Below are 26,632 nucleotides of genomic sequence, written 5' to 3' on the forward strand. Positions count from 1 at the left end.
ACGTACCGCAGACGCGGCGGACACACCGCCGGACCACTCCGACACCGCGGACACCGACCCGTCCGACTGCCGCTGAACCACCGGCAGGACCGACCCCGACGAAGCCGGACCACCACCGGCGGACGGCACCGACGAACCCACCCCGGTAGCCGGTGCGCCCAAGGGCCCGCCCAGCCCGGGACGTACCGCAGCCGCACCGGCGGACCGCTCCGGCGCCACAGCAGCCGCGCCCTCCGAGACCGTCCCGGACGCGGGCGCGTCCGACTGCCGCTGAACCACCGGCAGCTCCGGCCCCGACGAAGCCGGACCGCCACCACCGGGCCGGGCGGACGGGCCCGTCCCGGAGGGCAGCTCGCCCAAGGACTCGCCCAGCCCAGGACGCACCGCAGACCCCACAGACGTCCCGGGCGGCGTAACCGGCGCAACCGGCGTGACCGGTGCGGGCACCCCGCTGGACGCGACGGTGGACAGGTTCCGCAGGGTCGTCGCCGGGCGGCGGGCGATGATCAGCGGCGGGGCGGTGCGCCGGGCCCGCACCGGGGCCGGGCGCGCCTGCGACGGCGCGGGGGCGGCGGTTCCGCCCTCCCCGGCCGCGCGGGTCGCCGAGCCGGGCACGACCGGGACCACCCGCCTGGGCGCGGCCGCGCCCCGCCCGTCCCGGCCCGGGCGGGCCTCCGTGCCGGGACGGGCGGAAGCGGACCCCGCAACGGCGGGCGCGGGGCCCGTAGCCGTACGCCTCGCGACCGGCCCCGGGCCGGATCCGGCGGGCGCATCCGCCCCGCTCGGCGCCGAAGGCGCCACGGGTTCCTCCGGGGCCCCGCCCGCCGCGCGCAGCAGCAACGGCGCCCCCGAGGGGGCGGTACGCGGCAGGCCCGGTGCGCGGGCCACCCCGTGGACCAGCCCCACCGGGGCGGACGGCAGCACCGCATGGCCCAGGTCGCCGTCGCTGTAGGCCACGTTCTGCCAGGACGCCAGGCGGGAGCGGAAGCGCAGGCCGTCGCTGACGCCGATCGAGGACCGGGCGACGGTCACCGCCGGGGGCGCGACCCGCCGCCAGCCGCCGTCCCAGTCCGCGTCGGGACGCGCGGAAGGGGCGGCCGGCGCCTCCCCGGTGCCGGGGCCCGGGGCCGCGTCGGGGACGCCGGCCCCGGCCGTCACCGGACGCCGACGGAACCAGCCCTTCAACTCCACGCCCTCACCCGCTCTCGTTGACGCGGGTGTTGATCCGCGCTATCTCCCTCACCCACTCCTGCCGCTCACCGTGGGTGAGGTCGAGGATGTCCTCACGCTGCCAGTGGAAGTGGTAGGCGATGTACGCGAGCTCCTCCCGCAGCCGGGAAGGCGCGTACGTCACGATTCCCCCAGGCGCTCACCCGACAGGTCCACCTCGAACGAGCCCTGGCACAGCGGGCAGGTCACGGCCGCGTGGGTGTGGCCCTCGCTGTTGATGCGGCGGTAGAAGTCCTGGAGGAACGCCACGTCGGTGGCGTACATCCGCTCGACCACCCCGGCGTGCACGTCGGTGATCGTGCCGAGCCGGGTGATCACCTGGCTGAGGAGCACCACGCTCAGATACGCGGGGTTCTCCTTGACCCGGAGGTCGATCTGCGGGCGCAGTTCGTCCCGGGCGGTGGCGAGCCGCATGGACCCCGTCCGGTGGAGCCGGCCCTCGTCGTCGACGTAACCGCGCGGGAGCTCGAACTCGAACTCCGTGCGGAGGCCCGAGGGTTCGGGCCGAGGGGCCGGCTGCGCCGGGGCCGGGGTCTCGCGCTGCGTGGGCGCGGCGGCGGCGAGGTCGTCGAGGACCTCTTCGAGGCCGCCGCCGGATACGGTCCTGCGCCTCATTCGACGATGATCTCCTCGAAGGTGATGGTGACCGTCTCCGTCGCCGCGCTGGACTCGCCGGCCTTCAGCGAGGGGCCCTCCCAGCGGCTGGCCCAGCCCTGCATCAGCTGGATGCGGCGGACGGTCTCACCCGTGGAGTCCTTGATCTCGATGGTGAGGTTCTGCCGGGCAGTGTCGACGGCGCCGTTGTTCAGCGTCTCCTTGATCCACTTGGTGAACTCGCTGCTCTTGTCGAGTCCACGGGTGATCGTCACCTCGCCGGCCTGCCGCGCGCCGGGCTGCTTGCGGATGATCTGCTTGCCGGTGGAGGTCACCTGCCGGACCTCCACCACCTCCTCCTCGACGGTGAGGCCGCTGATCTCCTGGATCGACTCCACGAGATAGCCGCCGAGCTGCACGCCGAAGACGTGGGTGGAAAGAGCGTCGCCCTCTGCCATGACTGTGTGTCACCTGTTCCGTTCGCTGTCTGTTGCCTGCCGGGTCACCGCTTGACGGGGACGGTCACTCGTCCACGAGGCTGGTGCTGTCCGAGAACTGCGAGAGGCGGAAGACGACGAACTCCGCCGGCTTCACCGGGGCGACGCCGATCTCGCACACGACCTGGCCGAGGTCGATGGACTCCTGCGGGTTGTTGTCACGGTCGCACTTGACGTAGAACGCCTCCTCGGCCGTGCGGCCGAAGAGCGCGCCCCGGCGCCATTCCTCGGAGAGGAACGCGGTGACGTTGCGCCGGATGCTCGACCAGAGGCGGTCGTCGTTCGGCTCGAAGACCACCCACTGGGTGCCCAGGAGGATGGACTCCTCCAGGTAGTTGAAGAGCCGGCGGACGTTGAGGTAGCGCCAGGCCGGGTCGGACGAGAGGGTCCGGGCGCCCCAGATCCGGATGCCCCGGCCCGGGAAGGCGCGCACGCAGTTGACGCCGATCGGGTTGAGGAGGTCCTGCTCGCCCCGGCTCAGGCGCAGTTCGAGGTCGAGCGCGCCCCGGATGACCTCGTTGGCGGGCGCCTTGTGCACGCCGCGCTCGCCGTCGCTGCGCGCCCAGACACCGGCGACGTGGCCGCTCGGCGGCATCAGGGTCTGCCGGCCGGTCGCCGGGTCGAGGACCTTGAGCCACGGGTAGTACAGGGCCGCGTAGCGCGAGTCGTAGCCGGCGTCGTCGTTGCGCCAGGTGCGCACGCGCTGGGCGTTCATGGCCGGCGGGGTGTCCAGGACGGCGACCCGGTCGCCCATCTGCTCGCAGTGCGCGATGAGGGCGAGCTGCACGGCGCGGACGCCCTCGTCGTCGATGTCGCCGCGCTGGTGGGCGCCCATCAGGTCGGGGACGGCGACCATGGTGATCTCGTCGATCGCCTCCAGGGCCGCGATGCCGGTACGGGCCGACGCGTCGCCCACGTACTCGGCGGGCCCGGTCCGGCCGGTGGTGCCCGCCTCCGGGGTGGCCGGTGCGAGGGTCAGGCTCTGCTTCTCGGGGCGGGTCTGGACGGCGCCCGGCTGCTCGGTGACCTCGATGAGCTTGGACTGACGGGCCTGGGTGACGAGGTAGCCCTTGACGTTCTTGCGTACGGAGGTGTCGAAGGTCTCCACCACCTTGCCGCCCTGACGCACCAGCAGGCGGAACCGGTCCTCCGGCGGGTTCTCGCCCTCGGCGTCGGCGACCTCGATGGAGACGCCGTCGCCGGCACCCGGCCGGGCGGAGACCAGGAAGCCGCCGATGGCCACGGAGGGGGCCGTCGCGGGCGCGGCGTCCCGGGACGCGTCCTCGGCGGGGCCGCCGATGCGCACGATGTACGCGGCGCCGCCGCCGTTGCTGAAGAACCCGTGGACGGCGAGCGTCAGGTAGGTGTCCGGGGTGAAGGTGCCGAAGGCCGATACGTACTGGTCCCAGCTGGTCACCAGCGTCGGCCGGTGGAAGGGGCCGGTCTCCGCGAAGCCGACGAAGGCGGCGACCGCGGTGCCGACACCCTCGATGGGCCGTGCTCCGGACTGCACCTCCTCCACGTATACACCTGGGGTGAGGTACGACGGCATGCTCGCTCCTTCGGCTGGTCAGTCGTTCGCCCGCCCAGTCTCATCAGGGGGCGCAGGGGGCAGTAGGTCTCAAAGTCCTGGCCGGGGGGCAGGATCGCTGCCTTTCCGGGCCCGGGGGGCCGGCCCCCTGACGTGAGGGAGGGGTTTCAGCCAGAAATCAAGGGCCGACGGCCCGAAACCGGCTGATTCTCCACGTCCCCCCGAGGGAACCGGAAGCGGCCGGATCCGCTCCGGCGAACGGAGGCAGCCGGCGGTCCGGCCCGCTCACCGCCTCCGGAAATGACCGGAAATGACCGGAAATGACCCGGGAAACACCGGGATTCACCTGCCGCCCGCAGTCCGCGCATTTACGCGTCCAGTCGTTCCGGGCGTGTCCGGGTGTGGGGAGGGCCACACCCGGATGAACACCCGGTGGCACATCGGCGCAGGTGGGGAGCGCGTCTGTTCACGTCACCGGAACAGAAGGACAGGAATCCGGCGCTATCGTTCTTCTCGCGAGACATCGCTCAGCACGCCGCTCACATTGAGCACTTGGTGACACCCGGAAGCCTGCGTACCGGTGGCCGGAGTCCCAGGCTTGGAACAGGTCACGGAAACGGTGACCGCCGCCTTCTCCGGTATCTGAATGGGGGTGACCCAGTGATAGTCCTGGTTCCTGAACGTCTCCAGGGCGATGGTGGTGATCTTCCGCTGGCCGAAGGAAATGGTCAACAGGCCTTCGTCGCCCTGGAAATTGGCCACGACGATGTCCGTGACACCGAAGGTCTTGCCTTCCGGGACCACATACGTGCCGGTCTTCCGGGCCCCCGCGCCCGTCTCCACGTCGATCGTCTCGGAGCTCTGCTGGGCGTTCGCGCCGCCGCTCCCGCCACTCCCGCCGGTCGACCCGGCGCCACCCGTGGCGGCGCCGCCGGACCCGTCCGGGCCCGTCGAGGCGGTCTCGCCCTGACCCTTGGGCTGCTCCTGGCCGCCACCGGTGGTGGCGCCGGACGCCGCGGCGCCCTCCTGCCGGGGCTGCCGGTTCTCCTCCTGCGCGGCCTGGGCGCCCGCCTCCTTGGCGGTGCTGCGGACGGCGGGGCGCACCAGCGCGAACCAGGCCAGCAGCAGCGCGAGCACCGCCGCCAGGACGATCAGCAACCACTTGGGCAGCAGCGGGAGTTGGGCGAACTCGCCCTGGAGGGGTTCCGGCTGCCCGGCCCGGGCGTCCTCGACGCCCGCACCCTCGGCCTCCGGCTCCGCGACGACGACCTCGAACGGCCAGGCGGCCGGCTCGCCGAACCAGATCAGCTTCCGGGCCCGGACCCGCAGGCCCGCCTCCGCGGACTCGCCCGGCTCCAGCCGCCGGCGCTCCGGCGTGAAGGCGAGGCGCAGTTCCTCGCCCGGCTGCCTGCCGCTGAGCACGACGTCCGTGGGAGCGTTCCCACGGTTCTGCACCGCCGTCCGGAACCTGGCCCCCAGCCAGCCCCTGCGCCGCCCCGGCTCCAGCGTCGCCCGCAGCTCGCGGAAGGGCTCGACCACCACCGTCATCTCGGGGACGGCCACCGACTCGGGGTGTTCCGCGGGCAGCACCCGTATCCCCAGGGGCACTTCGCCCGCCCGGACCTCATGGGACCTGGGCGGTGCGAACCGCACCGTGACGGTCTCGGAGGTGCCCGGGTAGAGGGAGACCCGCGCCGGCTCGACCGTGGTCCACGCCGCACAGTCGCCGACCACGTCGAGGGTGTACGCCTCGACGATGTCGCCGTCGTTGCGCACGGTCAGCGTGGTCGTCGCTTCGGCGCCGGGCGACACCGTCACCGTGGGCATGTCGAGTTCGGCAGATGTGGTCACGATGCGACGTTAGGCCGCGCCGCGCTCCCGGCAGCAGGGGCGCAAGGGCAATGTGCGGGCACCTCGGGTGCCCCGGGGGCACATCCGCGCCGGGTGCCCACGCCGCACCCCAGGGCCAGATCGCCCTGCGGCCGCCGGGACGAGCGCGTACGGCACAGGACGTAACGGATTTCGGCGGAAGCAGCCCAGAAGGACGAGCACATGACCATGACCACGACAGACATGACGACCACGGGGGCGGCGGGCGTCCGCACCCTCCCCCCGCCCACGCACCCCGTGCCCGCCCCGGCGTCCGACCGGGTCTCGGTGGCGGTGTACGCGGAGGACCTGATCCTCAGGACCGGCGTGGTGCAGCAACTGCGCCGGCGTCCGGAGATAGAGCTGATACCGGACGAGGAGGCGGACAGCGCGCAGGTCTCGCTGGTGGTGGTGGACATGGTGAACGAACCCGCCGTCCAGCTCCTGCACCGCCTCCAGCGCAACACCGCCACCCGTACCGGCCTCGTCGTCGGTTACTTCGAGGCGGGTGCCCTGCAGACCCTCATCGAGTACGGGGTCGCCGCCGTGCTGCGGCGCGGGGAGGCCGATCAGGACCGGCTCGTCCACCTCGTCACGGCCATAGCGAAGGGCGAGGGGGTCCTCCCGGGCGACCTCCTGGGCAAGCTCATGGACCACGTCAGCAGCCTGCACCGCTCGGTCCTGGACCCCCGGGGCCTCTCGCTGTCCACGCTCACGACGCGGGAGGCGGAGATGATCCGGCTGGTGTCGGAGGGCTACGGCACCGCGGAGATCGCGCAGAAGACCTCGTACTCCGAACGCACCGTCAAGAACGTGCTGCACGAGGTCGCCACCCGCCTCAACCTGCGCAACCGGGCCCACGCGGTGGGCTACGCCATGCGGCACGGGCTCATCTGAGGGGTGCCGGGGCACCGAGGGGGCAGTGCCCGTTGCCCCCTCGGTGCCCCGGCACGGACTTCCCGGACGTACGCCTCCCCGACGACGAGGCCGCCCGCGCGTCCGCCGCCGAGGCCGGGACCCGCGCCCGCCGACGCCGCTCCTTCCGGGCGGACCCTGCCCGCCGCGGCGCCGGTGGCCGGCGGGACCGCCTCGCCGGCCGCCGCCCGGGGCAGCCCCGGCCGCAAAGGGCACCCGCGCTTCCCCGCCCCCGGTACTCCGGGCCCTGTCCCCCCGCCCCCTTACGCGCGATGCTCGACGTGGAGAACCATCGACCAGACTGTGAGGTGGACCGTGGGCGGTCCTGCTGGCCCGGCGAGGGGTGCCCGGTGGCGTCGGCTGAGCGGTGCGGTGGTGCTGCTGACGCCGTTGCTGGTGGCGGGGTCCGTGTCCGCCCCGCAGGCCGCGCAGCCGGCAGCGGCGGCCTCGGACACGGCGGTGGCGGCCGCCGGGCGGATCGCCTTCGCCGGCACCGGCCACCGCAGCCTCGGCCGGGTCACCTCGGAGAGCGCCACCGAGGACCTGTTCGGCGACGGCCCCGCCCACTACGACCAGGACGCCTTCGGGCGCGGCGAGAAGCTCGTCTTCACCAGCCTCCGCGACGAGGCGCGGCCGCAGGTGTACCTGCGCGGCGCGGACGGCACCATAAGCAAGCTGACCGAGGGCATGGACGCCGCGCACCCCGAACTCTCCGCCGACGGGCGGACGGTGGTCTTCGACTCGCCCGGCAACGGGGGCCGCCGGGACCTGTGGTCGGTGTCGGTGGGCGTGAACGGCTCCGAGCCGCGGCAGCTCACGGACACACCCGACGACGAGACCTCCCCGACGCTCTCCCCGGACGGCACCCGGATCGCGTACGCGAGCGACGGCGGGCCCGAGGCGGGTACGCAGATCTACGAACGCGCCCTGTCCGGGGGCACGGTGACGTGCCTCAGCAACAGCGCGGAGGGCGACGCGGACGAGCCCGAGTGGAACCCGGACGCCGGCACCCACCGCTCGCGCCTCGTCTACACGGTGCACGTCGAGCCGACGTCCAGCACGGACACCGGGCACCGGCTGCGGGTCACCGACGGGGCCGGAACCGCCCGGCCCGGAGCCGCCCGGCCCGTACTGACCGGCAAGCCCGCGAGCTGGGGCAGCCGGTCGGCGGCCTGGCTCCCGGACGGGAACGGGCTGCTCTTCCTCAGCCCCAACACGGACTGCGGGTGCTCCGACTACGTCCACGTCTACCGGATCGAGTCCCTCGTCGGGCCGGCCCCGACGAAGGTGCTCGACGAGGACCGCGAGGTCGGGACTCCGGCGGTGCTCGGGACCGCCGGCTCCCCGGCCACGACCACGGTCGTCACCCGCAGGACCACGAAGGACCCCGCCCTCGTCACGCTCCAGGACATGCGGCAGGACGGCTCCGACCCCCGCGACCTGCGGCTCGACGTGCTGCGCGAGGACCCGCGGGCCCGGACCAACCCCAGTGACAACCCCGCCGTCGACCCGCTGTTCCACCCGGCCGACGGCTACGACCCCTGGACCGAGCGGCAGACGTACACGCCCGACGGGCAGCACATCGCCGTGACCCGCTTCGAGACGATCGACGGGCAGCGGGTCCAGCGGATCTGGCTCACCGACACCGAGGGGAAGCACCCGGAGGCGATGAAGCTGGACGGGCGCGGCCCCCGGGACCGGGACACCGACCCCTCGTTCTCGCCGGACGGCAAGCGGCTCGCCTTCACCCGGTCCACGCCCGGCGCGAACGGCTCCTGGACGAGCCAGGTGCTCGTCGCCGACGTGGCCTCCGGGCGGATCACCGGCAAGGTCGTCCCGCCCGGGGACGAGGTCACCGGCGCCGACGCGCAGCCCACCTGGTCGCCGGACGGCACCATGCTCGCCTTCACCCGCGACGAGGTCATCCGGGGCCTCGGCGGCATCAAACACGTCTGGACCGCCCGGGCGGACACGCTCAAGAAGCAGAACGACCTCAGCCGCACCGGCTGCCCCGGCGAGTGCAAGGTCATCGACGACAGCCCCGCGTTCTCGCCCGACGGCAGGTCCATCGCCTTCAACCGCAAGGACCGCGCCGACCGGATCAACCAGCGCGCCAGCGTCGTCGTCACCTCGCCGGACGGGAAGGGCTGCCGGGTCGTGCTGCCGTCCGCCCGGCGCGACGACGCCAAGGCGTGCCGCGAGCCGATCCCGGACGTCGAGGCGACCGGCCCGTACCAGCCGCGTGACGTGGCCTGGTCGCCGGACGCCGGACGGCTGGTGCTCAGCCACCGCCGGGACCGGGCGCCCAGCTCCCCCGAGCAGCTGTCCGAACTGAACCTCGCCACCGGCACCCTGACCCCGCTCACCGCGAAGCTCCCGGGCCGCCAGAAGGAGCCCGCCTTCCAGCAGCAGGTGGACCTGTCCCTCACCGCACCGTCCACCACCCCCACCCTGGAGACCGGCTCCTCGGCCTCCGTGACCGTCACCGTCGCCAACCACGGCCCGGCACCCTCGCCCGGCACCACGTTCGTCGCCGACCTCCCGGCGGGCGTCCGGCTGGAGGAGCTGACCAGCACCACGGGCCGGTGCGCCACCGGGGCGCAGAGCTGCGCCCTGGGCCTGCTCCCGCCCGGCGCCCAGGCACGGGTCACCGCCCGGCTCACCGGCGTCACGGACGGTCCCTGGCAGCTGGGCTGGTCGGTCACCGGGACGGTCGTGGACCCGAACCCCACGGACAACGCCACCGGCACGTCCGTCCAGGTCTCCACCGCGCTCCTGCCGCCCGCCCCGGCCCCGTCCGCCCCCGCCCCGCAGCACCCCCTCCCCCCGCCGTCCGCCCAGCCCCCCGCGCTGCCGCCCGCGCCCGAGGCGGGCCCCGGCGTCGCCGTACGGGCGCAGCCCAGCCCCGGCTACGTCGGCGGCCGGGTCGTGGTGACGTACACCGTGCGCAACGGGAAGAACGCCCTGGCCACCGGGTTGCGGCTGCGGCTCGGGCTCCCTGCCCGCGTCCCCGTGGTCACGCTCCCGGCCGGCTGCACCGGCGGGGTGTGCGCGCTCCCCGACCTGACACCGGGCGCCTCCTCGGTCCTGCGGGTGGTGCTCGCCCCGGACCGCGCCCTGCGGACCACGGTCACCGGCACGCTGACGACCAGCGGCACCGACGCGGACCGGGGCGACAACGTCTCCCGCACCCCGCTGCGCGTCCTTCGGCCCCGCATCGTGTCGGTGCCAAAGATCGGCAAGCCCGGGTTCGTCACCTCGGTGCGCGGCAAGGACTTCCCGCCCGGGGTGCCCGTGAAGCTGACCTGGAAGCCCGGGATCACCGCCGCCGCCGCGCCCACCCGGCCGGCCGGTGACGGCACGTTCACCGCCCAGCTGCTGATCATGGTGAAGGACCGGACCGGACCGCGCACCATCACCGCCTCCGGTCCCGGCTTCAGCCCGGTCAGGACCGACTTCCTGGTGGTCACCGGCAACCTGGTGCCGCCGGACGAGATGGGGCGCCGGTGATCCACGAGGTCGACGAGGCCCTGCGGCTGTTGCTGGTCGACGCCGGCCTCCAGGACAGCGGTGTCGAGCTGGTCTTCGACGCCCCGACGAAGGACTGGTCCGCCCGCCGCAACGCCCCCACGGTGAGTGTCTTCCTGTACGGGATCCGCGAGGACGCGACGCGCCGCCGCAGCGGCACGGCCGAGGAGTACGACGCCGAGGGCCTGGTCACCGGCCGCCGGACGCCCCCGCGCTGGTTCGAGCTGACGTATCTGGTGACGGCGTGGACCAACCGCCCCCAGGACGAACACCGCCTGCTCTCCGAGGTGTTGCGCTGCCTGGTCCGCACGAGCGCGCTGCCCGGCCGCACGCTCACGGGGAGCCTCGCCGGCCTCGGCCTCACGGTGGAGATGGAGGCGGCCTCGGCGGGCTCGGGCGACCGCCCGTCCACGGTGGACGTGTGGTCCGCGCTGGGCGGCGAGCTGAAGGCCGCGATCGACGTACGCGTATGGGCCCCGCTGGCCGGCGAGGTGGAGCCGGCCGGCCCGCCGGTCACGGAGGGCCTGCTCGTACGGACGGCCGCCGCCCGGGACGGCGAGGCGACGGAACCGGGGCGCCGGCTGCGCTACGAGGGCGCGACCGACCCGGCGGGCCGGGGCTTCGCCGCCGAGCGCGAGCGGCAGCTCCCGCCGGGGCGGCGGAAGCGCGGGGGTGGGGTGCGGTGACCACCGCGCAGCACGCCCCGGCCGGGCTCGACGGGCCGGACACGGCCGTCGCCGACCTCTGGGAACGGCTCGGGCACATCGAGCGGCGCGTGCGGCTCGCCGTCGCGCTGCGCCGCGAGGACGATCCGGAGCCGGACGACCCGTTCCGGGGGCAGTACCTCACGCCCGCCGCCGCCGAACGCGTCCTGGACTCGCGCGACGCGTTCCGCCCCGTTCCGCTCCCCGGCCCCGACGCCCCGCCGGAGCGGGGCCGGATCGCCGAGCTGGCGGACCGCTTCGGGCTGGCCGGGCCGGACGTCGATCTGCTGCTGGTCGCGATGGCCCCGGACATCGACGCCCGGTTCGAGCGGCTGTACGGGTACCTCAACGACGACCTGACCCGGCGCCGGGCGACGATCGGCCTGGCCCTCGAACTGTGCGGCCTGCCCGGCGCGGGCCCCGGCCGCTTCCGGTTCTCGCCCTCCGCGCCGCTCGTCGCGGCCGGTCTGGTGGAGGTGCTGGAGCCCGAACGCCCGCTGCTCTCCAGGGTGCTGCGCGTCCCGGACCGGATCACCGCGCATCTGCTCGGGGACGACGAGGTGGACGCGCGGGTGCACGGCCTGGTCCGGGTGGCGGGGCCGCCGGAGGATCCCGACGGCTGCCCGGTCACCCTGCGGATCGCGGCGGCCGCCGGTACCGGCAGCGGGCTGGTGCATCTGCTGGACCGGGGCGGTGACCCGGCCCGCCTGGCCACGGGCGCGCTCGCCGCGGCCGGGCTGCGCCCGCTCGTCGTGGACGCGGCGGCCCTGGCGGCGGCTCCCGAACCGGACAGGGCCGTACGCGTTCTGGCGACCGAGGCCCGGCTGAGCGGCGGCGGGCTCGTCCTCGGCCCGCTGGAGACCCTCGCCCCCGAGCAGCCCAAGGGCGCCGCCCTGCTCGGCACGCTCTGCGCGGCGGTCGGCGGCGGCTCGCCCCTGGTCCTGTACGGAAGGAAGCACTGGGACCCGTTGTGGGCCGGCGAGAGCCCGGTGACGGTCCCGGTCCCGCCGCCGGACCCGGCGGACGCGGTACGGCGGTGGCGCGGCGCGCTCACCGAAGCGGGTGCCGGCACCGGGCCGGGCGCCGGCACCGACGCGGCCGACGCCCGCCTCGCGGACGCCACCCGGGCGTACCGGCTCGACTCCGGCCAGATCCGCCGGGCCGCCGCCGTGGCCTCCCGACTGGCCGCGCTGGAGGGCCGTCCGGTGGCGGCCGAGGACCTGCGGACCGCCGTCCGGGCCCAGAACGGGGCGGGGCTCGCCCGGCTCGCCCGGCGCATCGAGCCCACGGTCGGCTGGGACGACCTCGTGCTGCCTCCGGCGACCCGCCGCCAGCTGTCCGACCTGGCCCTGCGCGCCCGCCACCGGGACCAGGTGCTCGGCCGGTGGGGGATGCGGCCGGGCGGGGGCCGGGGGCGGGGCATCGTCGCGCTGTTCGCCGGGGAGTCGGGGACGGGCAAGACCATGTCGGCGGAGGTCGTCGCGGCGGACCTGGGCATGGAGCTGTACGTCGTCGACCTGTCGTCCGTGGTGGACAAGTACGTCGGTGAGACCGAGAAGAACCTGGAGCGGATCTTCGTCGAGGCGTCCGACGTCAACGCGGTGCTGCTGTTCGACGAGGCGGACGCCGTCTTCGGGAAACGCTCGCAGGTCAAGGACGCGCAGGACCGGCACGCCAACGTGGAGTCGGCCTACCTCCTCCAGCGCGTCGAGTCCTTCGACGGCATCGCCGTACTCACCACCAACCTGCGGGCCAACCTGGACGAGGCGTTCACCCGCCGGCTCGACGTGGTCGCCGACTTCCCCGTACCGGACGCCCGGCAGCGGCTGGCCCTGTGGGAGCGCTGCCTGGGTACGGAGATTCCCCGCGCCCCGGACCTGGACCTGGCGACGTGCGCGGAGCGGTTCGAGCTGACGGGCGGGTCGATCCGGGCCTGCGCGGTCACCGCCGCGTACCAGGCGGCGGAGTCGGGCCGCCCGCTGGACACCGAGCAGCTGGTCGGGGCGGTGCTGGCGGAGTACCGGAAGCTCGGACGGCTGGTCCTGGAAAGCGAGTTCGGCCCGTGGCTGGAGCGCACGAGGCACCGGACCTGAGAACCTTCCCCCGCGCACCGGCCTCCGTATCATCAGGCGCATGACTACTGAGCCCGCCCGATCCGCCGCCCGCATGCGGGCATCCGACGCCGACCGCGAAGCGGTGGTGGAGCAGCTGCGGGAAGCGGCGGCGGAGGGGCGGATCGACCTGGACGAGCTGAACGAACGGCTCGAGCTGGCCCTGACGGCGAAGACGTACGGCGAACTCGTCCCGCTCACCGATGACCTGGGCCCGGTCGCGGTGGAGGCGGGCGAGCCGCTGACCCTGCGCGGCGGCATGCACAAGGTGCGGCGGACGGGCAGTTGGAAGGTGCCCGCGCGCATCGTCGTCTCGGGCGGCCTGGGCGGCGCCCTGCTGGACTTCAGCCGGGCCGAGTGCCGGCTGGGCGAGGTCGAGGTGGAGGTCGACGCGCAGATGGGCGGGGTGCGCATCGTGGTGCCCGAGGGCTGGGCGGTGGACACGGACGCGCTGGACCTGGCGTTCGGCGGCCTGAAGTCCAGGATCTCGGGCGACCGGGCGCCGGGCGCGCCGCTGCTGAGGATCACGGGCTCCTGCGGCGCGGGCGGCGTCCGCATCCGCCGCCCCGGCCTCCGCGAACGCCGCAAGCGGCCCTGACGCCCTTCAGAGCGGGCGGACGGTGAGGATCTGCTCCGCCCGGCCGACGGGCCCGTGGACGTCGTGCAGGACCGTGCTGGTGAGGCCCTGGCCGGTGGGCCCGAAGACGACCGTGGTGTCGAGCCCGGTCCAGCGGCCCTCGGGCTGCCGGTGCAGATGGATCGTCAGGTCGACGTTGGGGAACATCCACTCGGTGGGCTTCTCGCGCACGGCGATGCCGTTGGCGGTGTCGACGAGCGCCACGTACGAGGCCAGCGGCCCGGCCGTCTCGCCCGCGACCAGGTCGAGCGGCGTGGAGAGCCAGGCGGCCGCGCGGCCCGGCAGCGGCGCGGCGAGCGGGCGGACGTCGAGGGAGGCGACGTAGCCGCCCGGCCAGAGGTCGCCCATCGGCCAGGGCGCGAGCGCCTCCGGCGGGGTGAGCCGGCCGTCCTCGCCGTCGGCGACGGCGGCGGTGTCCACGGGGGCGAGCGACCAGGCCCTGGCCCGCACGACCGGGCGGCCCGCGATGAGGGCGACGGCCTCCACCAGCTCGATGGTGCGGCCGGGGCGGACGGTCTCGACCCGGATCTCGCACTCGTCCAGGGCGAGCCGGCCGAGGATGTCGAAGCTGATCCGCGACAGCAGCAGCCGCTCGCCGGGCCGCTGGGCGAGATGCCGCTCGACGGCGTGGACGAGGAGCCCGCCGAACGGGCTGAAGTGCACCTCGTCCGTGCTCCAGGCGCCGCTCGCGTGCGCGGTGGGCTTGAAGTGGTGGGCGTCGATGCGTTCGTAGTAACTGCCGGTGCTCAACGGATGCTTCCCTCGCGGACGTACGGATCAGGACCCCTCAGCGTCCCACCGGGGGAACGGAGTTCGGCGACCGGGTGCCGTGCACCGCACCCGCGTTCGAGCGTGATCAATTCGCAATCGATTCCGGTCTTGACCGAGACCCATCAAGGAGTCACGCGATTACGCTCCGATCCATGTCCGACAGCGCACCTGCCGCCGGTAGCACCTCCCCGGCCCCCACCGACCTCACCGAGGACCGCCCCGTCTACGTCATCGGCGGCGGCCCGGGCGGACTGGCCGCCGCGGCCGCCCTGCGCGCACGGGGCGTCCGGGCGGTCGTGCTGGAGAAGTCCGGGAGCGTCGGCGCGTCCTGGCGGACCCACTACGACCGGCTGCACCTGCACACCACCCGGCGCTGGTCGGCGCTGCCGGGTCTGCCGATGCCGAGGAAGTTCGGCCGCTGGGTCGCCCGGGACGACGTGGTGCGCTACCTGGAGAAGTACGCCGAGCACCACGAGCTGGAAGTGATCACGGGCGTCGAGGTCTCCCGCCTCGACCGGGCGGCGGACGGCACCGGCTGGCGGCTGAGCGCGAGCGGGGGCCGCGAACTGACCGGCCGCGCCGTCGTCGTCGCCACCGGCTACAACCACACCCCGCACCTGCCCGACTGGCCCGGCCGCGACACGTTCACCGGCGACCTGCTGCACGCCGCCGCCTACCGCTCCCCCGCCCCGTACGCGGGCAGGGACGTCCTGGTCGTCGGCGCCGGCAACACGGGTGCGGAGATCGCCGTCGACCTCGTGGAGGGCGGGGCGTCACGCGTACGGCTCGCGGTGCGCACCGTCCCGCACCTCGTGCGCCGCTCCACGGCGGGCTGGCCCGCCCAGGCGACCGGCATCCTGGTCCGCCGGCTGCCGGTGGCCCTGGTGGACCGGGCCGGCCGCCTGATGGCCCGCGCGGCCGTGCCGGACCTCGCCGAGCACGGGCTGCCCCGCCCCGACACGGGCCTGTACTCCCGCGTCAAGGAGGGCGCCATCCCGGTCCAGGACGTCGGCCTGATCGACGCGGTGAAGCGCGGCCGGGTCGTCCCGGTGGCGGCGGTCGAGTCCTTCGACCAGGACGCGGTGGTCCTCGCGGACGGCACCCGGGCCACCCCGGACGCCGTGATCGCCGCGACCGGCTACCGCCGCGCCCTCGAACCGCTGGTCGGCCACCTCGGCGTGCTGGACGACCGGGGCCGCCCGGTGGTCCACGGTCCCCGCGCCCCGAAGCAGGCCCCCGGCCTGTACTTCACCGGCTTCACCAACCCCATCAGCGGCATGCTCCGCGAACTGGCCCGCGACGCGGAGAGGATCGCGAAGCGGGTGGCCCGGCGGGGGCGTTGAGGGTCAGCGGGTGAGGGTGTACATCCCCGGAGCATCGAGGTCGCCGTACAGGCGGACCAGCTTCGGTCGCTCGGGCGTACCGCTGATCAGCCAGCCGGAGTCGACGTACTCGTTGAAGTCATCGAAGCCGCAGCGCTCGATGCTCACGTTCAGGCGCTGGTCCCAGGTCGTGGCGTTCCCGGGTTCGTACGCCCAGGTGCCCGGGCCCGTGCAGCGGTACTTCGCACGGCCCGCGTCCGCGTCGTCCTCGTACGCGGATTCATGGTCCGTCAGGCCCTCGGCGCGGGCCGTGCCGTCGGCGGCCAGCCGCAGAACACCACCCCGCCCGTCCGACCAGGTACCCACCAGCCGGGCCGCGTCGACCTCCGGCGGGCGGTACTCGGTGACCAGCCCCGTCCCGAAGGCGGCCCCGGCAAGGCCGGCCATCGCCACCCCCGCCAGCGCCCCGTATCCGAAGACGCGCAGGAGCCGGCGCCCGTGCAGGGAGGCGTGCCGCGCCAGGAGGGCGGCCCCGGCCAGCAGCACCGCGCTCGTCAGCCAGGTCAGGGCCAGCATGCCGGGCCCCGGATGCCACACGACGGCGACGGCCGCCACGACCGCGCTCACCGCCACCACGGCGACGACCGGCACCCACCACCAGGTGTCCGCCCCGGTCGTCCGGGCGCTCACCCAACGAGCCGTGGACACCGTCGGCAGCGCCAGCAGAAGACTCCCCAGCAGGGCGAACGGACCCCCGAAGCACATCAGGAACGGCAGCATGAGCAGCGCACTCGCGGGCCCGTCCGGCTGGGTGGGCGCCTCCATGGCCAGCTCGGCGAAGCCGTACACCTCGAAGGCGAGTTCCGCTCCCACGAACAGCGCGGCCGCCCCGGACACGATCGCCCGGGCGGTCCACAGGGACGGCGGGCTGCCGGACTCCTCGGCCCGTTCCCGTACGCACGCGGTGTTCTTCGACATGCGAACCCCCCTCCGCGTGCATTCTCGCCCTCGCCGGATCACGCGGGGACGCAGGGGTCACCCCGCCGGTACGGCCGCCCCGGCGGCCCCCCGCACCCGCCGGATCACCAGCGCCATCAGCGCCGCCACCCCGCACAGCGCCCCCGCCGCGTACCAGACGACGTCGTACGTGCCGAAGGTGTCCCGCGCCACCCCGCCGAGGAAGGCGACCAGGGCGGCGCCCACCTGGTGCGAGGCCAGCACCCAGCCGAAGACGATCGCGCTGTCCTCCCCGTACTGCTCCCGGCACAGGGCCAGCGTCGGCGGGACCGTGGCGACCCAGTCCAGGCCGTAGAACACGATGAAGAAGACCATCGGCGGCTCGACGGTGGCCTGCATCAGGAACGGCAGGAACAGCAGCGAGACCCCGCGCAGCGCGTAGTACACCGCCAGCAGCCGGCGGGCGTCGAAGCGGTCGGTGAGCCAGCCGGAGAAGACCGTGCCGATGATGTCGAAGATCCCGATGACCGCGAGGAGCGAGGCGGCGGCGGTGATCGGCATGTGGTGGTCGTGCGCCGAGGGCACGAAGTGCGTACGGATCAGGCCGTTGGTGGAGGCGCCGCAGATCGCGAAGGACCCGGCGAGCAGCCAGAACGGTCCCGTGCGGGCCGCGTCGAACAGGACCCGCACGGCCCGTCCCGCCGCCCCGCGCGCGGGGGCGGGCTTCTCGGCGTACGCGCCGCCGTACGGGGCGAGCCCCACGTCGGCCGGGTGGTCGCGCATCAGGAGCCACACGAACGGGACGACGACCAGGGCGGCCAGGGCGACCGTGACCGACGCGGGGCGCCAGCCGTGCCGGTCCACGATCCACGCGCAGAGCGGGAGGAAGACCAGTTGCCCGGAGGCCCCGGCGGCGGTGAGGACGCCGGTGACCAGGCCGCGCCGGGCCACGAACCAGCGGTTGGTGACCGTCGCGGAGAACGCCAGCGCCATCGAGCCGGTGCCGAGCCCGACGAGGACGCCCCAGTAGAGCATCAGCTGCCAGGCGGCCGTCATCCACACGCTCGCCAGCGCCCCGGCCGCGACCGCGCTCAGCGCCACGGCCACCACCCGCCGGATGCCGAACCGGTCCATCAGCGCGGCGGCGAACGGCGCGGTGAGCCCGTACAGCGCCATGTCGACGGAGACCGCGAGCCCGATCTGGCCGCGCGACCAGCCGAACTCGTCCTGGAGCGGGTCGAAGAGGAGTCCGGGCAGGGAGTTGAAGGCGGCGCCGCCGATGATCGTCACGAAGGTGACGGCGGCGACGATCCAGGCGCGGTGGACGCGCCGACGGCGGTGCTTTTCAGGGGCGTTCGGCGGCGGGGCGAGGGGGGCGGCGCTCTCGGTGGTCGGATTCACGCGCCCAGCATCCGGTCGCGGGCCTCCTCCCCACGAGTGGCCCGAGGGACACGGTTCGCAGGAATCGGGCCACCACCCCGGCGCCACTCGTATGCGCGTACGATCTGGCCACGCCGTACCGTCCATGTCCTCGGGGGAACTCCATGCAGTGGGCCGAACGCCAGCGCTTCAACCACGGGTCGTCGCTGATGCAGGGCTGGGGTGCCCTGTTCCTGCTCATCGCCTGCGCACTGTGGGTCCGGGTCGGCTTCCTGATCGGGGACTCGGAGGACAGGATGTACTGCTTCCGCGCCTCGTCCATCTGCGAGATGGACACCACCATGCCCAAGCAGCTGACCCTGCTGGGGATTTCGGCGCCGCTCTCGGTGGCCGGTACGGGGCTGCTCGTCGCCGGAAGCGTGCGCCGGCAGACCAGCGCACACGTCCTGCGCGTCATCGAGATGCAGCAGTCCGAGGAGCGGGCGCGCAACAAGTAGTGCCCCGGCCCGGGTCAGCCGATCCGCTCCAGGCGGCGGACCGGGCGGGCCGTCAGCAGGACGCCCACCACCGCGAGGTTGATCACCGCTCCGGCGATCAGCACCTCGCCCGTGCCCAGCCGGTCCGCGACCGGGCCCGCCAGCGCCCGGCCCGCCGCGACCATCAGCAGCGATCCGGCGACGTCGTACGCGTGCAGGCGGTTCAGGGACTCGGGCGGTACGTGGGTCTGGACCGTCGTCGACCACATCACCAGCCAGAACGCGGAGGCCGCGCCCGCCACGAACTGCCCTGCGCCCAGGGCGGCCACGGGCAGTCCGAGGCCCAGCGCGACCAGGTTCCCGCACACCCCGGTCAGCGCGACGGCGCCCGCCGCGAGCGGACGGCGCGGGCGCAGCCGCAGCGCGAGCAGGCCGCCCACGACGCTGCCCGCGCCGTTCACCGCCATCATCGCGCCGTACGTCCCCGAGCCGTGCGCCTCGGTGACCTGGACGGCGGTGAGCGGGAGCATCGGGCCGAGCACGGCGAAGCCGTACACCGTCCAGACGGCGATGACGCCCCACAGCCAGCTGCGTGCGGTGAATTCGCGCCAGCCGTCGACGAGTTCGGACAGGAACGAGCCGCGCGGAGCCTCGTCCGAGGGGGCCGGGGCCAGGCGGAGCAGGAAGAGGCAGGCCCCGGAGACCAGGAAGGTGGAGGCGTTGGCCGCGTAGACCGCGCCGGCGCTCGCCAGGCCGACGAGGACGCCCGCGAAGGCCGGGCCCGCCATGGTCATCAGCGCCTCGGAGACGCGCAGCACGGCGTTGGCGCGCTGGACGTCCGACGCCACGCGCGGCACGGTGGACGCCACGCCCGGCTGGAACAGCGCCGCCCCGACACCGGCCACCGAACTCAGCGCGTACACCGACCACAGCGGCGGATTGCCGGTGGCGAAGGCCACGGCGAGCACGGTGGCGCCGACCAGCCGCAGCACGTCGGCGATGATCATCATGCGGCGCGGCGTGAACCGGTCCGCGAGGACGCCGCCGAAGAGCACGAAGACCGCGAGCGGTCCCATCCAGGCGGCCAGCGCGTAACCGACCGACGAGGCCGGGCGGCCGGCTCCGAGGAGCCCTGCGGTGAGCGCGACGGGGATCATCCCGTCACCGAAGACGGCGGCGGTCCGAGCGACGAAGAACAACCGGAAGTTACGGTTCCAGAGCTGCCTGCCGGCCTCCTCGAACAGGGGCGGCAGAGGCGGGAGGGGGGCCGGACCGCCCGGGGCGGCCTCGTGGTCCGTGGCGGGAATGCACACGGGGTCTGCTGACTTTTCCTTCACACCGATGACATGTATCAGCTTATGGTCTATACCAGCTAGGGCCTTTTCACCGAGCCCTGCCGGGCCGAAGGGAGTCCGCTGTGCCGCACCGGGTCGTCGTTCTCGCCCTCGACGGGCTGCTCCCCTTCGAACTGGGCATCCCCCAGAGGATCTTCGGGCTCGCGCGGCCCTTGGAACCGCTGGACCGGGGGCGGAAACTGTACGAGGTCGTGACCTGCTCGGTCCGGCCGCCCGGCCCGGTCCGCACCGACGCGGACTTCACGATCACCGTGGAGCACGGACCCGAGGCGCTCGCCACGGCCGACACGGTCGTCGTCCCGGCCAGTTACGAACTGGGCCCCGTCCACAGCGAGGGCCGGCTGACCGACGAGCTGGCCGCCGCGTTCGCGTACGTCCGGCCGGGCACCCGCATGGTGTCCATCTGCACCGGCAGCTACGTCCTGGCCGCCGCCGGCTATCTGGACGGGCGCCCCGCCACCACGCACTGGGCCTCCGCCGACCACTTCCAGCGGCTCTTCCCCGACGTCCGGGTCGACCCGGACGTGCTGTTCATCGACGACGGCGACGTCCTGACCTCCGCCGGGGTCGCCGCCGGGATCGACCTCTGCCTGCACATGGTCCGCCGCGACCACGGCACCGCCGTCGCCAACGACGTCGCCCGGCGCACCGTCGTGCCCCCGCACCGCGACGGCGGGCAGGCGCAGTACATCCAACGGCCCGTCCCCGACACCCAGTTCGCCACGACGACGACCGCGCGGGCCTGGGCGCTGGCCCGACTGGAGCGGCCGATCCTGCTGCGGGACATGGCCCGGCAGGAGTCGATGAGCGTACGGACGTTCACCCGGCGGTTCCGCGAGGAGGTCGGCGTCAGCCCCGTGCAGTGGCTCACCCGGCAACGGGTGGAGCTGGCGCGCCGGCTCCTGGAGTCCACGGACCTGTCGATCGACCAGGTCGCCCGGGACGCCGGCTTCGGCACCTCCACGTCCCTGCGCCAGCATCTCCAGGCCGCGCTGGGCGTCTCGCCGACGGTCTACCGGCGCACGTTCCGCTCGACGGCCGGGAACCGGGCCTGAAGCACGCGCCCCGGCCCCGCCCCGCTACCCGCCCTGGGGCACCGCGTGCGTCGGCCCGGCGCCCTGCGCGGCACCGTGGACGCCGGGCTGGAGCTGGACCTGGACGAGCGGGGCGGGCCGGTCGACCTCGCACCAGATGCGCTTGCCCGCGCCCTCCGGCTGCCAGCCCCAGCGGTCGGCCAGGCCGTCGACCAGCTCCAGGCCCCGGCCGCCGGTGTCCTCGCCCCGCGCGTGCCGCTGCTGCGGCGGGCGGCAGCTGGCGTCGGCCACCTCGACCCGCACGGTCCCGGCGTCACCCGGCGCGCCCGTCGAGCCGAACAGCATGCGCAGCACGGCCGGGCAGCCGGTGTGCACGACCGCGTTGGTGACGAGCTCCGAGATGAGCAGGATGAGGGTCTCGCCCAGCGGCTCGTCGTCCCGCACCCCGGACCCGGCGAGCCGTGAGCGCGCCCATCTGCGGGCCCGTCCGACCTCCGCGGGGTCGGGCCCGACCTCCAACTGAACCTGAAGCACCTGCACCGCTCACACCATCCGAACCGGCGGACACATCGCCTCGCGCCTCCTCAGGGTCACGGAACGTGATTCCCTTGCACGACAGCATGGTTGACGTACAGTCACCGCAACAAGCGCTTCGGGCATATTCCAGCGCGAAGGAGTACGCGTAGTGCATACTGTGCGACGCACATTGCGGGTAGTCGAACAGTGACGCCGCGCGCGCCGGAGAGCCGCCTTCCCGGCAGGCCCGGCCCCGCTGCGGCGACCGCGAGCGGCGCACCTCGCGCGGACCCGGGGCGCCGCACACGCCGCACCCGGACCGCCAGGTTCCAGAACCACTCGCATCCCACGGAGAGTACCCGAGCCCGGCCCCGACTCCGCCCCGTGACGAATCGCTCACAGGACACGAGCCGGTCTCGATGAACGGCGGTGGCGCTGCGTCACGCCAGGGGCTGAGCACCCCCGGGAGGCGCCTGCTCCGGCTCGATCACCGTGACGTACCCCGCGAGCGCGGCCACCACGTCGTCCTCGACGACCCCGCCGTCCCGGTCCACGTCCAGGCTCTGCGCGGCGAACGCCGCCGCGTCCGGGCCGGCCCCGAGCACCCTCAGCGCCCGCTCCACGGCGGCCACCGGCGCCCTTCCGCCGCCCGTCGGACCCGCCGCCACCGCGAGCGCCGCGCGCAGGAACGGACGGGCGATCTCCGCGAACCGCTCCGGGTTGTCGCGGAGCCGCTTCACCGCGCCGCCCACGAACTCCTCACGGGTGACACGCTGGTCCCCGTCCACATCGGCGATGCCCGCCATGCCCTGCCAGAACGCCTCGGCGCCGTTGTAGAGCGCCTGCCCCTTGTCGCAGCGGGCCGTCGTGCCGAACTCGGTGAGCAGACGGGCCGCGGCGGCGTTGAAATCCGCGCGATCGATGTATCCGTTGCCGTCCTGGTCGAAGGCGGCGAAGCGGAAGGCGATCTTGCGCTCATACTCTGCGCTGTCCATGCGGGGAGCGTACGACGCCTTCGGGCGTCACGTGTCACTTACGCGGCTCAGCCCTGTGACAGCACCGCATCAGCCCGGCCGCGACGGCGGTTTCAGGCCGTCAGCGGCTCGGCCTCCTCGTCGACGGCGGCGCTCCAGTCCGGGTAGACCTCGAACAAGCGGCGCACGCCGAGCGCGGCGAGCACGCGGTTGACGTGGGAGGCGTCCTCAGCGCCCCGGGCGGGCAGGATGAGGCGCAGGCGGCCCCCGCAGGACCGCATCAGGCGGCGCAGGGCGATGAGCACCCCGACCCCGCTGGAGTCGCAGAACTGGACGCCGGACAGGTCGAGCACGACGTCGTGGCGGCCCACGGCGACCACCTCGTGCACGGACTGGCGGACGGCCGCCGAGGTCAGCAGGTCCAGTTCGCCGCCTATGTGCAGCACGGTCCATCCGCCCTGCTCTGTCTCCGAGACTTTCAGGGTCACGCGACGGGGCCTCTCGTTCCGGGGATTCCGGGGAGCCCGGTGATCCGGAAGTTTGCGTTCCTCCTTGGGCGGCTGCCCCCACAGGTCCCTCGCGAAACACCGACCTCGCGAGGACGGCGTGTCCGGGGCACGTACTTGTCGTAAAGGGGCGTGCTCGGCCGGGGCGGCCGACTACATTCGGACAGGACGAGAGGGACAGGGGCGGACGGCGGAAGGGTTGGGGTCATATGGCCAAAAAAGCACCACCCCGCTGGGACCGCAAAATGCAGCAGCGGCTGTCGCGCGGCGAGGCGGCCGCCCTCGGCGAGATGTACGACCGGTTCGCCGCCCTCGTCCACAGCCAGGCCAACCGCATCCTGGACGACGAGGACGCCGCCGACCTGGTCACCCGCAAGGTCTTCGGCCACATCTGGGAGAACCCGGACGCCTACGACCCCAGGCAGGGCTCCATGCGGTCCTGGGTGGCCCATCTCACGCACCGCGAGTCCGTGCGACGGCTGCGCCGCGGCGCGGACGAGGACGACGACGATCCGGACGAACTGGAGGAGCGGGTGCGCCGGGCCACCGCGGCGGCCCGGGCCGACTACATCGTCTCGTCCATGCCCGCCCCGCTGCGGGCCGCCCTGGAGCTGGCGTACGTCCAGCGCCGCGACTACCGGCAGACCGCCGCGGACCTCGGGGTCACCGAGGACGAGGCGCGGCGCCGGCTGCGGCTCGGTCTGCAGCTGCTGTCCACCGCCCAGACCCCGCTGCCGGAGGGCGCCCCGCCGCCCGGATACGGGAGGGCGGTGTGAGCGACGGGGCGGGCGGCCGGGACGAGGACGGCCGCGAGGAGGAGGTACGGGGCGCCCGGCGCATACCGGGGCCCCGCGCCGCCGCCGACGACTTCGGCGACCTCGGCCGCGTACCGCCGCCGCCGAAGCCGAAGGCCGAGGCGGAACCTTCGCCGGTCCCGGAAGCGGAACCTTCGTCGGTCCCGGAAGCGGAACCTTCGTCGGTCCCGGAAGCGGAACCCGGAGCGGAACCTCGGGCGGAACCCGGAGCGGAACGCGCGCCGCGGCCCGCGCCCGAGCCGCCCGCCCCGCCCGCCCTCGTCCTGCCGCACCGTGTGCTCCAGGCCCTCCTCGGGGCCTGGGCGCTCGCCGCGTGTTCCGCCGAGGAGACCGAGGCCGTCGAGGCGCACCTCACCGAGTGCGCGCGCTGCGCGGACGAGGCGCTGCGGCTGCGGGACGCGGTCGGGCTGCTGCACACCGACCGGAGCCTGGACCTCGACCCGCTGCTCCGGACCCGGGTGCTGGAGAACTGCCTGAGCCGGCGGCCCCCGAAGATCCCGGTACCCGACTGGGCCGCCCCGTACGACGCCGAGACGGCGCGGCTCGACGCGCTGCTGCGGGACATCGGGGACGCCGAGTGGCACGCCCCGGTGCGGCTGCAGTGGTTCGAGGGCGAGCGCGAGGCCGCTCGCCGGACCACCGTCGCCGGGGTGATCGGCCACCTGATGACCGTGGACGGCCTGGTCAGCGCCGCTCTCGGGCTCGAGGACCCGGCGGCCGGCGCGCCGCTCACCCCCACCGCGCGCACCGAGTCGTACTGGGCGTCCACCCGGCTCCCGCCCACCCGGGCCGTCCGCGAACCATGGCGCGAGCAGAGCCACACGCTGATCCGGACGGTGTCGTTCGCGGGGCGCGGGGTCTCGGAGCTCTCCGTGTCGTACGGGGACTTCGCGCTGCCGTTGCAGGACGCCCTGCTGGACCGCGCCTTCGAGTGCTGGGTGCACGCGGAGGACATCGCGAAGGCGGTGGACTATCCGTACGAGCCGCCGTCCGCCGGGCATCTGCACCGGATGATCGACCTCGCGGTCCGGATGCTGCCCGCCGCGCTGGCGGTGCGGCGCCGGGCCGGGCTCGCGGGACCGGCCCGGCAGCTGGTGGCGGCCGGCTCGCCGGGGCGCTCGCTGCATCTGGAGATCGAGGGATCGGGCGGCGGCGACTGGTACGTCGCGCTGGACTCCCCCGCCGCCCTCGGCTCCGCCGAGCACACGGTGGCGCAGGTCGCGCTGGACGGGGTGGAGTTCTGCCGGCTGGTGGCGGGCCACGTGCCGCCCGTGGACGCGGCGGCCGGCCGGAGCGGGGACCGCGAGGCGATCCGCGACGTGCTCTTCACGGCCGCCTCGCTCAGCCGGCTCTAGGGCGTGCGGGACTTTTCCCACACGCCCTGGCCGCCGTTCAGTCGAAGACCACCGTGCGGCGGCCGTTGAGCAGGATGCGGTGTTCCGCGTGCCACTTCACCGCGCGCGCCAGCGCCTGGCACTCCACGTCGCGGCCGATGGCGACCAGCTGGTCGGGGGTCACGCCGTGGCCGACGCGCTCCACCTCCTGCTCGATGATCGGCCCCTCGTCGAGGTCGGCCGTCACGTAGTGGGCGGTGGCGCCGATGAGCTTCACGCCGCGCGCGTGCGCCTGGTGGTAGGGCTTGGCGCCCTTGAAGCTCGGCAGGAACGAGTGGTGGATGTTGATGATCCGGCCGCTGAGCTGCTTGCACAGGTCGTCCGAGAGGACCTGCATGTAGCGGGCCAGGACGACCAGCTCCACGTTCTCCTCGCGGACCAGCTCCAGCAGCTCCGCCTCGGCCTGCGGCTTGTTGTCGCGGGTCACCGGGATGTGCCGGAAGGGGACGCCGTACGAGCCGACGAGCTCGGCGAAGTCCGGGTGGTTGGAGACGACGGCGGCGATCTCGACCGGCAGGGCGCCGCTCCGGGACCGGAACAGCAGGTCGTTGAGGCAGTGGCCGAACCTGCTGACCATCAGCACGATCCGCATCCGCTCCGAGGACCGGTGGATCTGCCAGTCCATGGCGAAGGAGTCGCCGATCGCGGCGAAGCTGGCCCGCAGTTTCTCGACGGTCACCGGGGTGCCCGCCGAGAAGTGGACGCGCATGAAGAACAGACCCGTGTCGTGGTCCCCGAACTGCTGGCTGTCCTCGATGTTGCAGCCGGTCATGAAGAGATAGCTCGACACGGCGTGCACGATGCCCTGTTTGTCGGGGCAGGACAGGGTGAGGACGTACTGCTCGGGGGTGGTCTCGGCAGGCTGCGGCACGGTCATCCCCGTAGCGTGCCACAACGACGCGGCTTCAGGCGGTCCTGGTCAGAATGCGGAGCACGTCCAGGGAGCGCGGCGGGGTGTCGGGGTCCTCGCCGTCGTTGGCGGAGAGCAGGACGTGCGCCTCACGGGCGGCCATGACGGCCTCCGGCCAGCCCGGGTGCTCCAGGTAGGCGGAGACGGGGGCGTCCGCTCCCACCTGGTGCAGGATGCGCAGCACCCGGAGCACCGCGGCGTCGACGAGGGCGGCCTCGGCGGCGTCCCGGAAGACCGTGCCGACGTACTTCTCGGCGGACCAGTTGTCGAGCCAGGTGTCCTCGACCAGGCGGTACACGGCGTCGGTGACGTCGCCGTACCCCTCCCGGCCGGCCAGCCAGCACTCGCGGTGGAAAACGGGGTCGGAGAGCATGTGCAGCGCCGAACGCACGTTGCTGCGCCAGCGCCACCACGGAAGGTCGTTGAGCGGCATGCCGCCCATGGTGGAGGAGCGACGGCCGCGACGGGAAGAGTTCTCGGAACCTTGCTGCACGGTTGTCGATCGTACGTTCCCCTTTCGGCGCCGCTCACCGGCCCCTGGCGTTCACCGCGTCGTCACCGGGCATTGAGGGCGGCACACCACGGCGTTACCCGGGGCCGGGAAAG

At 74.0% G+C, this 26,632-nt stretch carries 25 protein-coding genes; 11 read left to right on the forward strand and 14 right to left on the reverse strand.

Going from position 1 to position 26,632, the window contains the following annotated elements; translation table 11 throughout:
• Nucleotides 1–430: 430 nt before the first annotated feature.
• Complete coding sequence (locus tag ABZ564_RS08795; protein WP_360851802.1) at nucleotides 431–952, forward strand: hypothetical protein; 522 nt, start codon at nucleotides 431–433, stop codon at nucleotides 950–952.
• Between the two features lie 243 nt (nucleotides 953–1,195).
• Here ABZ564_RS08795 and ABZ564_RS08800 read toward each other — a convergent pair whose 3' ends face one another.
• The 5 genes from ABZ564_RS08800 to ABZ564_RS08820 all read right to left on the reverse strand — a co-directional run bounded on the left by ABZ564_RS08800 (nucleotide 1,196) and on the right by ABZ564_RS08820 (nucleotide 5,679).
• Nucleotides 1,196–1,354, reverse strand: coding sequence for a DUF6760 family protein (locus tag ABZ564_RS08800; RefSeq protein ID WP_167535327.1), 159 nt, complete (start codon nucleotides 1,352–1,354; stop codon nucleotides 1,196–1,198).
• A complete protein-coding gene (locus tag ABZ564_RS08805; protein ID WP_360851805.1) occupies nucleotides 1,351–1,845 on the reverse strand; it encodes a hypothetical protein in 495 nt (164 codons plus the stop codon). The genes ABZ564_RS08800 and ABZ564_RS08805 overlap by 4 nt, the downstream gene beginning before the upstream one ends.
• Nucleotides 1,842–2,282 carry a phage tail protein gene (locus tag ABZ564_RS08810; protein ID WP_360851808.1) on the reverse strand — a complete coding sequence of 147 codons (441 nt, stop codon included), beginning with the start codon at nucleotides 2,280–2,282 and terminating at the stop codon, nucleotides 1,842–1,844. Before ABZ564_RS08810 ends, ABZ564_RS08805 begins: the two co-directional genes overlap by 4 nt.
• A 64-nt stretch (nucleotides 2,283–2,346) precedes the next feature.
• Nucleotides 2,347–3,873: a phage tail sheath family protein gene (locus ABZ564_RS08815; protein ID WP_360851811.1), complete on the reverse strand. Its 1,527-nt coding sequence runs from the start codon at nucleotides 3,871–3,873 to the stop codon at nucleotides 2,347–2,349.
• A gap of 480 nt (nucleotides 3,874–4,353) precedes the next feature.
• Complete coding sequence (locus ABZ564_RS08820; RefSeq protein WP_360852176.1) at nucleotides 4,354–5,679, reverse strand: hydrolytic protein; 1,326 nt, start codon at nucleotides 5,677–5,679, stop codon at nucleotides 4,354–4,356.
• A 225-nt stretch (nucleotides 5,680–5,904) separates the two neighbouring features.
• Between ABZ564_RS08820 and ABZ564_RS08825 the strand changes: the two genes are divergently transcribed.
• The 5 genes from ABZ564_RS08825 to ABZ564_RS08845 all read left to right on the forward strand — a co-directional run bounded on the left by ABZ564_RS08825 (nucleotide 5,905) and on the right by ABZ564_RS08845 (nucleotide 13,577).
• Entirely contained in the window at nucleotides 5,905–6,618 is a 714-nt protein-coding gene (locus tag ABZ564_RS08825) for a LuxR C-terminal-related transcriptional regulator (protein WP_360851814.1), read from the forward strand.
• Between the two features lie 333 nt (nucleotides 6,619–6,951).
• Nucleotides 6,952–10,146: a hypothetical protein gene (locus tag ABZ564_RS08830; RefSeq protein WP_360851817.1), complete on the forward strand. Its 3,195-nt coding sequence runs from the start codon at nucleotides 6,952–6,954 to the stop codon at nucleotides 10,144–10,146.
• A complete protein-coding gene (locus ABZ564_RS08835) occupies nucleotides 10,143–10,850 on the forward strand; it encodes a DUF4255 domain-containing protein (protein WP_360851820.1) in 708 nt (235 codons plus the stop codon). The genes ABZ564_RS08830 and ABZ564_RS08835 overlap by 4 nt, the downstream gene beginning before the upstream one ends.
• Nucleotides 10,847–12,961 (forward strand): ATP-binding protein, encoded by a 2,115-nt coding sequence (locus ABZ564_RS08840; protein ID WP_360851824.1) that lies wholly within the window; start codon nucleotides 10,847–10,849, stop codon nucleotides 12,959–12,961. The genes ABZ564_RS08835 and ABZ564_RS08840 overlap by 4 nt, the downstream gene beginning before the upstream one ends.
• A gap of 40 nt (nucleotides 12,962–13,001) precedes the next feature.
• On the forward strand, nucleotides 13,002–13,577 hold the full coding sequence (locus ABZ564_RS08845) for a DUF1707 domain-containing protein (protein ID WP_360851827.1): 576 nt from the start codon (nucleotides 13,002–13,004) through the stop codon (nucleotides 13,575–13,577).
• A gap of 6 nt (nucleotides 13,578–13,583) precedes the next feature.
• Here the strand turns inward: ABZ564_RS08845 and ABZ564_RS08850 are convergent, their stop codons facing one another.
• Nucleotides 13,584–14,366 carry a thioesterase family protein gene (locus tag ABZ564_RS08850; protein WP_360851830.1) on the reverse strand — a complete coding sequence of 261 codons (783 nt, stop codon included), beginning with the start codon at nucleotides 14,364–14,366 and terminating at the stop codon, nucleotides 13,584–13,586.
• A gap of 173 nt (nucleotides 14,367–14,539) precedes the next feature.
• Between ABZ564_RS08850 and ABZ564_RS08855 the strand changes: the two genes are divergently transcribed.
• Nucleotides 14,540–15,730: an NAD(P)/FAD-dependent oxidoreductase gene (locus ABZ564_RS08855; RefSeq protein WP_360851833.1), complete on the forward strand. Its 1,191-nt coding sequence runs from the start codon at nucleotides 14,540–14,542 to the stop codon at nucleotides 15,728–15,730.
• Between the two features lie 3 nt (nucleotides 15,731–15,733).
• On the opposite strand, the gene ABZ564_RS08860 is transcribed toward ABZ564_RS08855, so the two are convergent.
• Both ABZ564_RS08860 and ABZ564_RS08865 read right to left on the reverse strand, forming a co-directional pair.
• Complete coding sequence (locus ABZ564_RS08860) at nucleotides 15,734–16,687, reverse strand: hypothetical protein (RefSeq protein ID WP_360851836.1); 954 nt, start codon at nucleotides 16,685–16,687, stop codon at nucleotides 15,734–15,736.
• A gap of 57 nt (nucleotides 16,688–16,744) precedes the next feature.
• Nucleotides 16,745–18,067: an MFS transporter gene (locus tag ABZ564_RS08865; protein WP_360851839.1), complete on the reverse strand. Its 1,323-nt coding sequence runs from the start codon at nucleotides 18,065–18,067 to the stop codon at nucleotides 16,745–16,747.
• A gap of 143 nt (nucleotides 18,068–18,210) precedes the next feature.
• Here ABZ564_RS08865 and ABZ564_RS08870 point away from each other — a divergent pair, with 143 nt between their 5' ends.
• Nucleotides 18,211–18,543, forward strand: a complete 333-nt coding sequence (locus ABZ564_RS08870) for a hypothetical protein (RefSeq protein ID WP_360851842.1) — start codon at nucleotides 18,211–18,213, stop codon at nucleotides 18,541–18,543.
• Nucleotides 18,544–18,557: 14 nt separating this feature from the next.
• Here ABZ564_RS08870 and ABZ564_RS08875 read toward each other — a convergent pair whose 3' ends face one another.
• Nucleotides 18,558–19,835, reverse strand: a complete 1,278-nt coding sequence (locus ABZ564_RS08875) for an MFS transporter (RefSeq protein WP_360851845.1) — start codon at nucleotides 19,833–19,835, stop codon at nucleotides 18,558–18,560.
• Nucleotides 19,836–19,939: 104 nt separating this feature from the next.
• Here ABZ564_RS08875 and ABZ564_RS08880 point away from each other — a divergent pair, with 104 nt between their 5' ends.
• Nucleotides 19,940–20,932, forward strand: coding sequence for a helix-turn-helix domain-containing protein (locus ABZ564_RS08880; protein WP_360851848.1), 993 nt, complete (start codon nucleotides 19,940–19,942; stop codon nucleotides 20,930–20,932).
• Between the two features lie 24 nt (nucleotides 20,933–20,956).
• On the opposite strand, the gene ABZ564_RS08885 is transcribed toward ABZ564_RS08880, so the two are convergent.
• The 3 genes from ABZ564_RS08885 to ABZ564_RS08895 all read right to left on the reverse strand — a co-directional run bounded on the left by ABZ564_RS08885 (nucleotide 20,957) and on the right by ABZ564_RS08895 (nucleotide 22,889).
• On the reverse strand, nucleotides 20,957–21,451 hold the full coding sequence (locus ABZ564_RS08885; RefSeq protein WP_360851851.1) for an ATP-binding protein: 495 nt from the start codon (nucleotides 21,449–21,451) through the stop codon (nucleotides 20,957–20,959).
• Nucleotides 21,452–21,867: 416 nt separating this feature from the next.
• Nucleotides 21,868–22,422: an EF-hand domain-containing protein gene (locus ABZ564_RS08890; protein ID WP_360851854.1), complete on the reverse strand. Its 555-nt coding sequence runs from the start codon at nucleotides 22,420–22,422 to the stop codon at nucleotides 21,868–21,870.
• Nucleotides 22,423–22,514: 92 nt separating this feature from the next.
• Nucleotides 22,515–22,889 (reverse strand): STAS domain-containing protein, encoded by a 375-nt coding sequence (locus tag ABZ564_RS08895; protein ID WP_360851858.1) that lies wholly within the window; start codon nucleotides 22,887–22,889, stop codon nucleotides 22,515–22,517.
• 227 nt (nucleotides 22,890–23,116) lie between these two features.
• On the opposite strand from ABZ564_RS08895, the gene ABZ564_RS08900 reads away from it, so the two are divergent.
• Both ABZ564_RS08900 and ABZ564_RS08905 read left to right on the forward strand, forming a co-directional pair.
• Nucleotides 23,117–23,683, forward strand: a complete 567-nt coding sequence (locus tag ABZ564_RS08900) for a sigma-70 family RNA polymerase sigma factor (protein ID WP_360851861.1) — start codon at nucleotides 23,117–23,119, stop codon at nucleotides 23,681–23,683.
• Nucleotides 23,680–25,077: a zf-HC2 domain-containing protein gene (locus ABZ564_RS08905; protein ID WP_360851864.1), complete on the forward strand. Its 1,398-nt coding sequence runs from the start codon at nucleotides 23,680–23,682 to the stop codon at nucleotides 25,075–25,077. Before ABZ564_RS08900 ends, ABZ564_RS08905 begins: the two co-directional genes overlap by 4 nt.
• Before the next feature lie 37 nt (nucleotides 25,078–25,114).
• Here ABZ564_RS08905 and purU read toward each other — a convergent pair whose 3' ends face one another.
• Both purU and ABZ564_RS08915 read right to left on the reverse strand, forming a co-directional pair.
• A complete protein-coding gene (gene purU, locus ABZ564_RS08910) occupies nucleotides 25,115–25,993 on the reverse strand; it encodes a formyltetrahydrofolate deformylase (RefSeq protein ID WP_360851867.1) in 879 nt (292 codons plus the stop codon).
• Nucleotides 25,994–26,021: 28 nt separating this feature from the next.
• Nucleotides 26,022–26,468 (reverse strand): hypothetical protein, encoded by a 447-nt coding sequence (locus ABZ564_RS08915; RefSeq protein WP_360852179.1) that lies wholly within the window; start codon nucleotides 26,466–26,468, stop codon nucleotides 26,022–26,024.
• Between the last annotated feature and the right edge of the window lie 164 nt (nucleotides 26,469–26,632).

It is taken from the genome of Streptomyces sp. NPDC019224 (assembly GCF_040632605.1).
Taxonomy (GTDB): domain Bacteria; phylum Actinomycetota; class Actinomycetes; order Streptomycetales; family Streptomycetaceae; genus Streptomyces.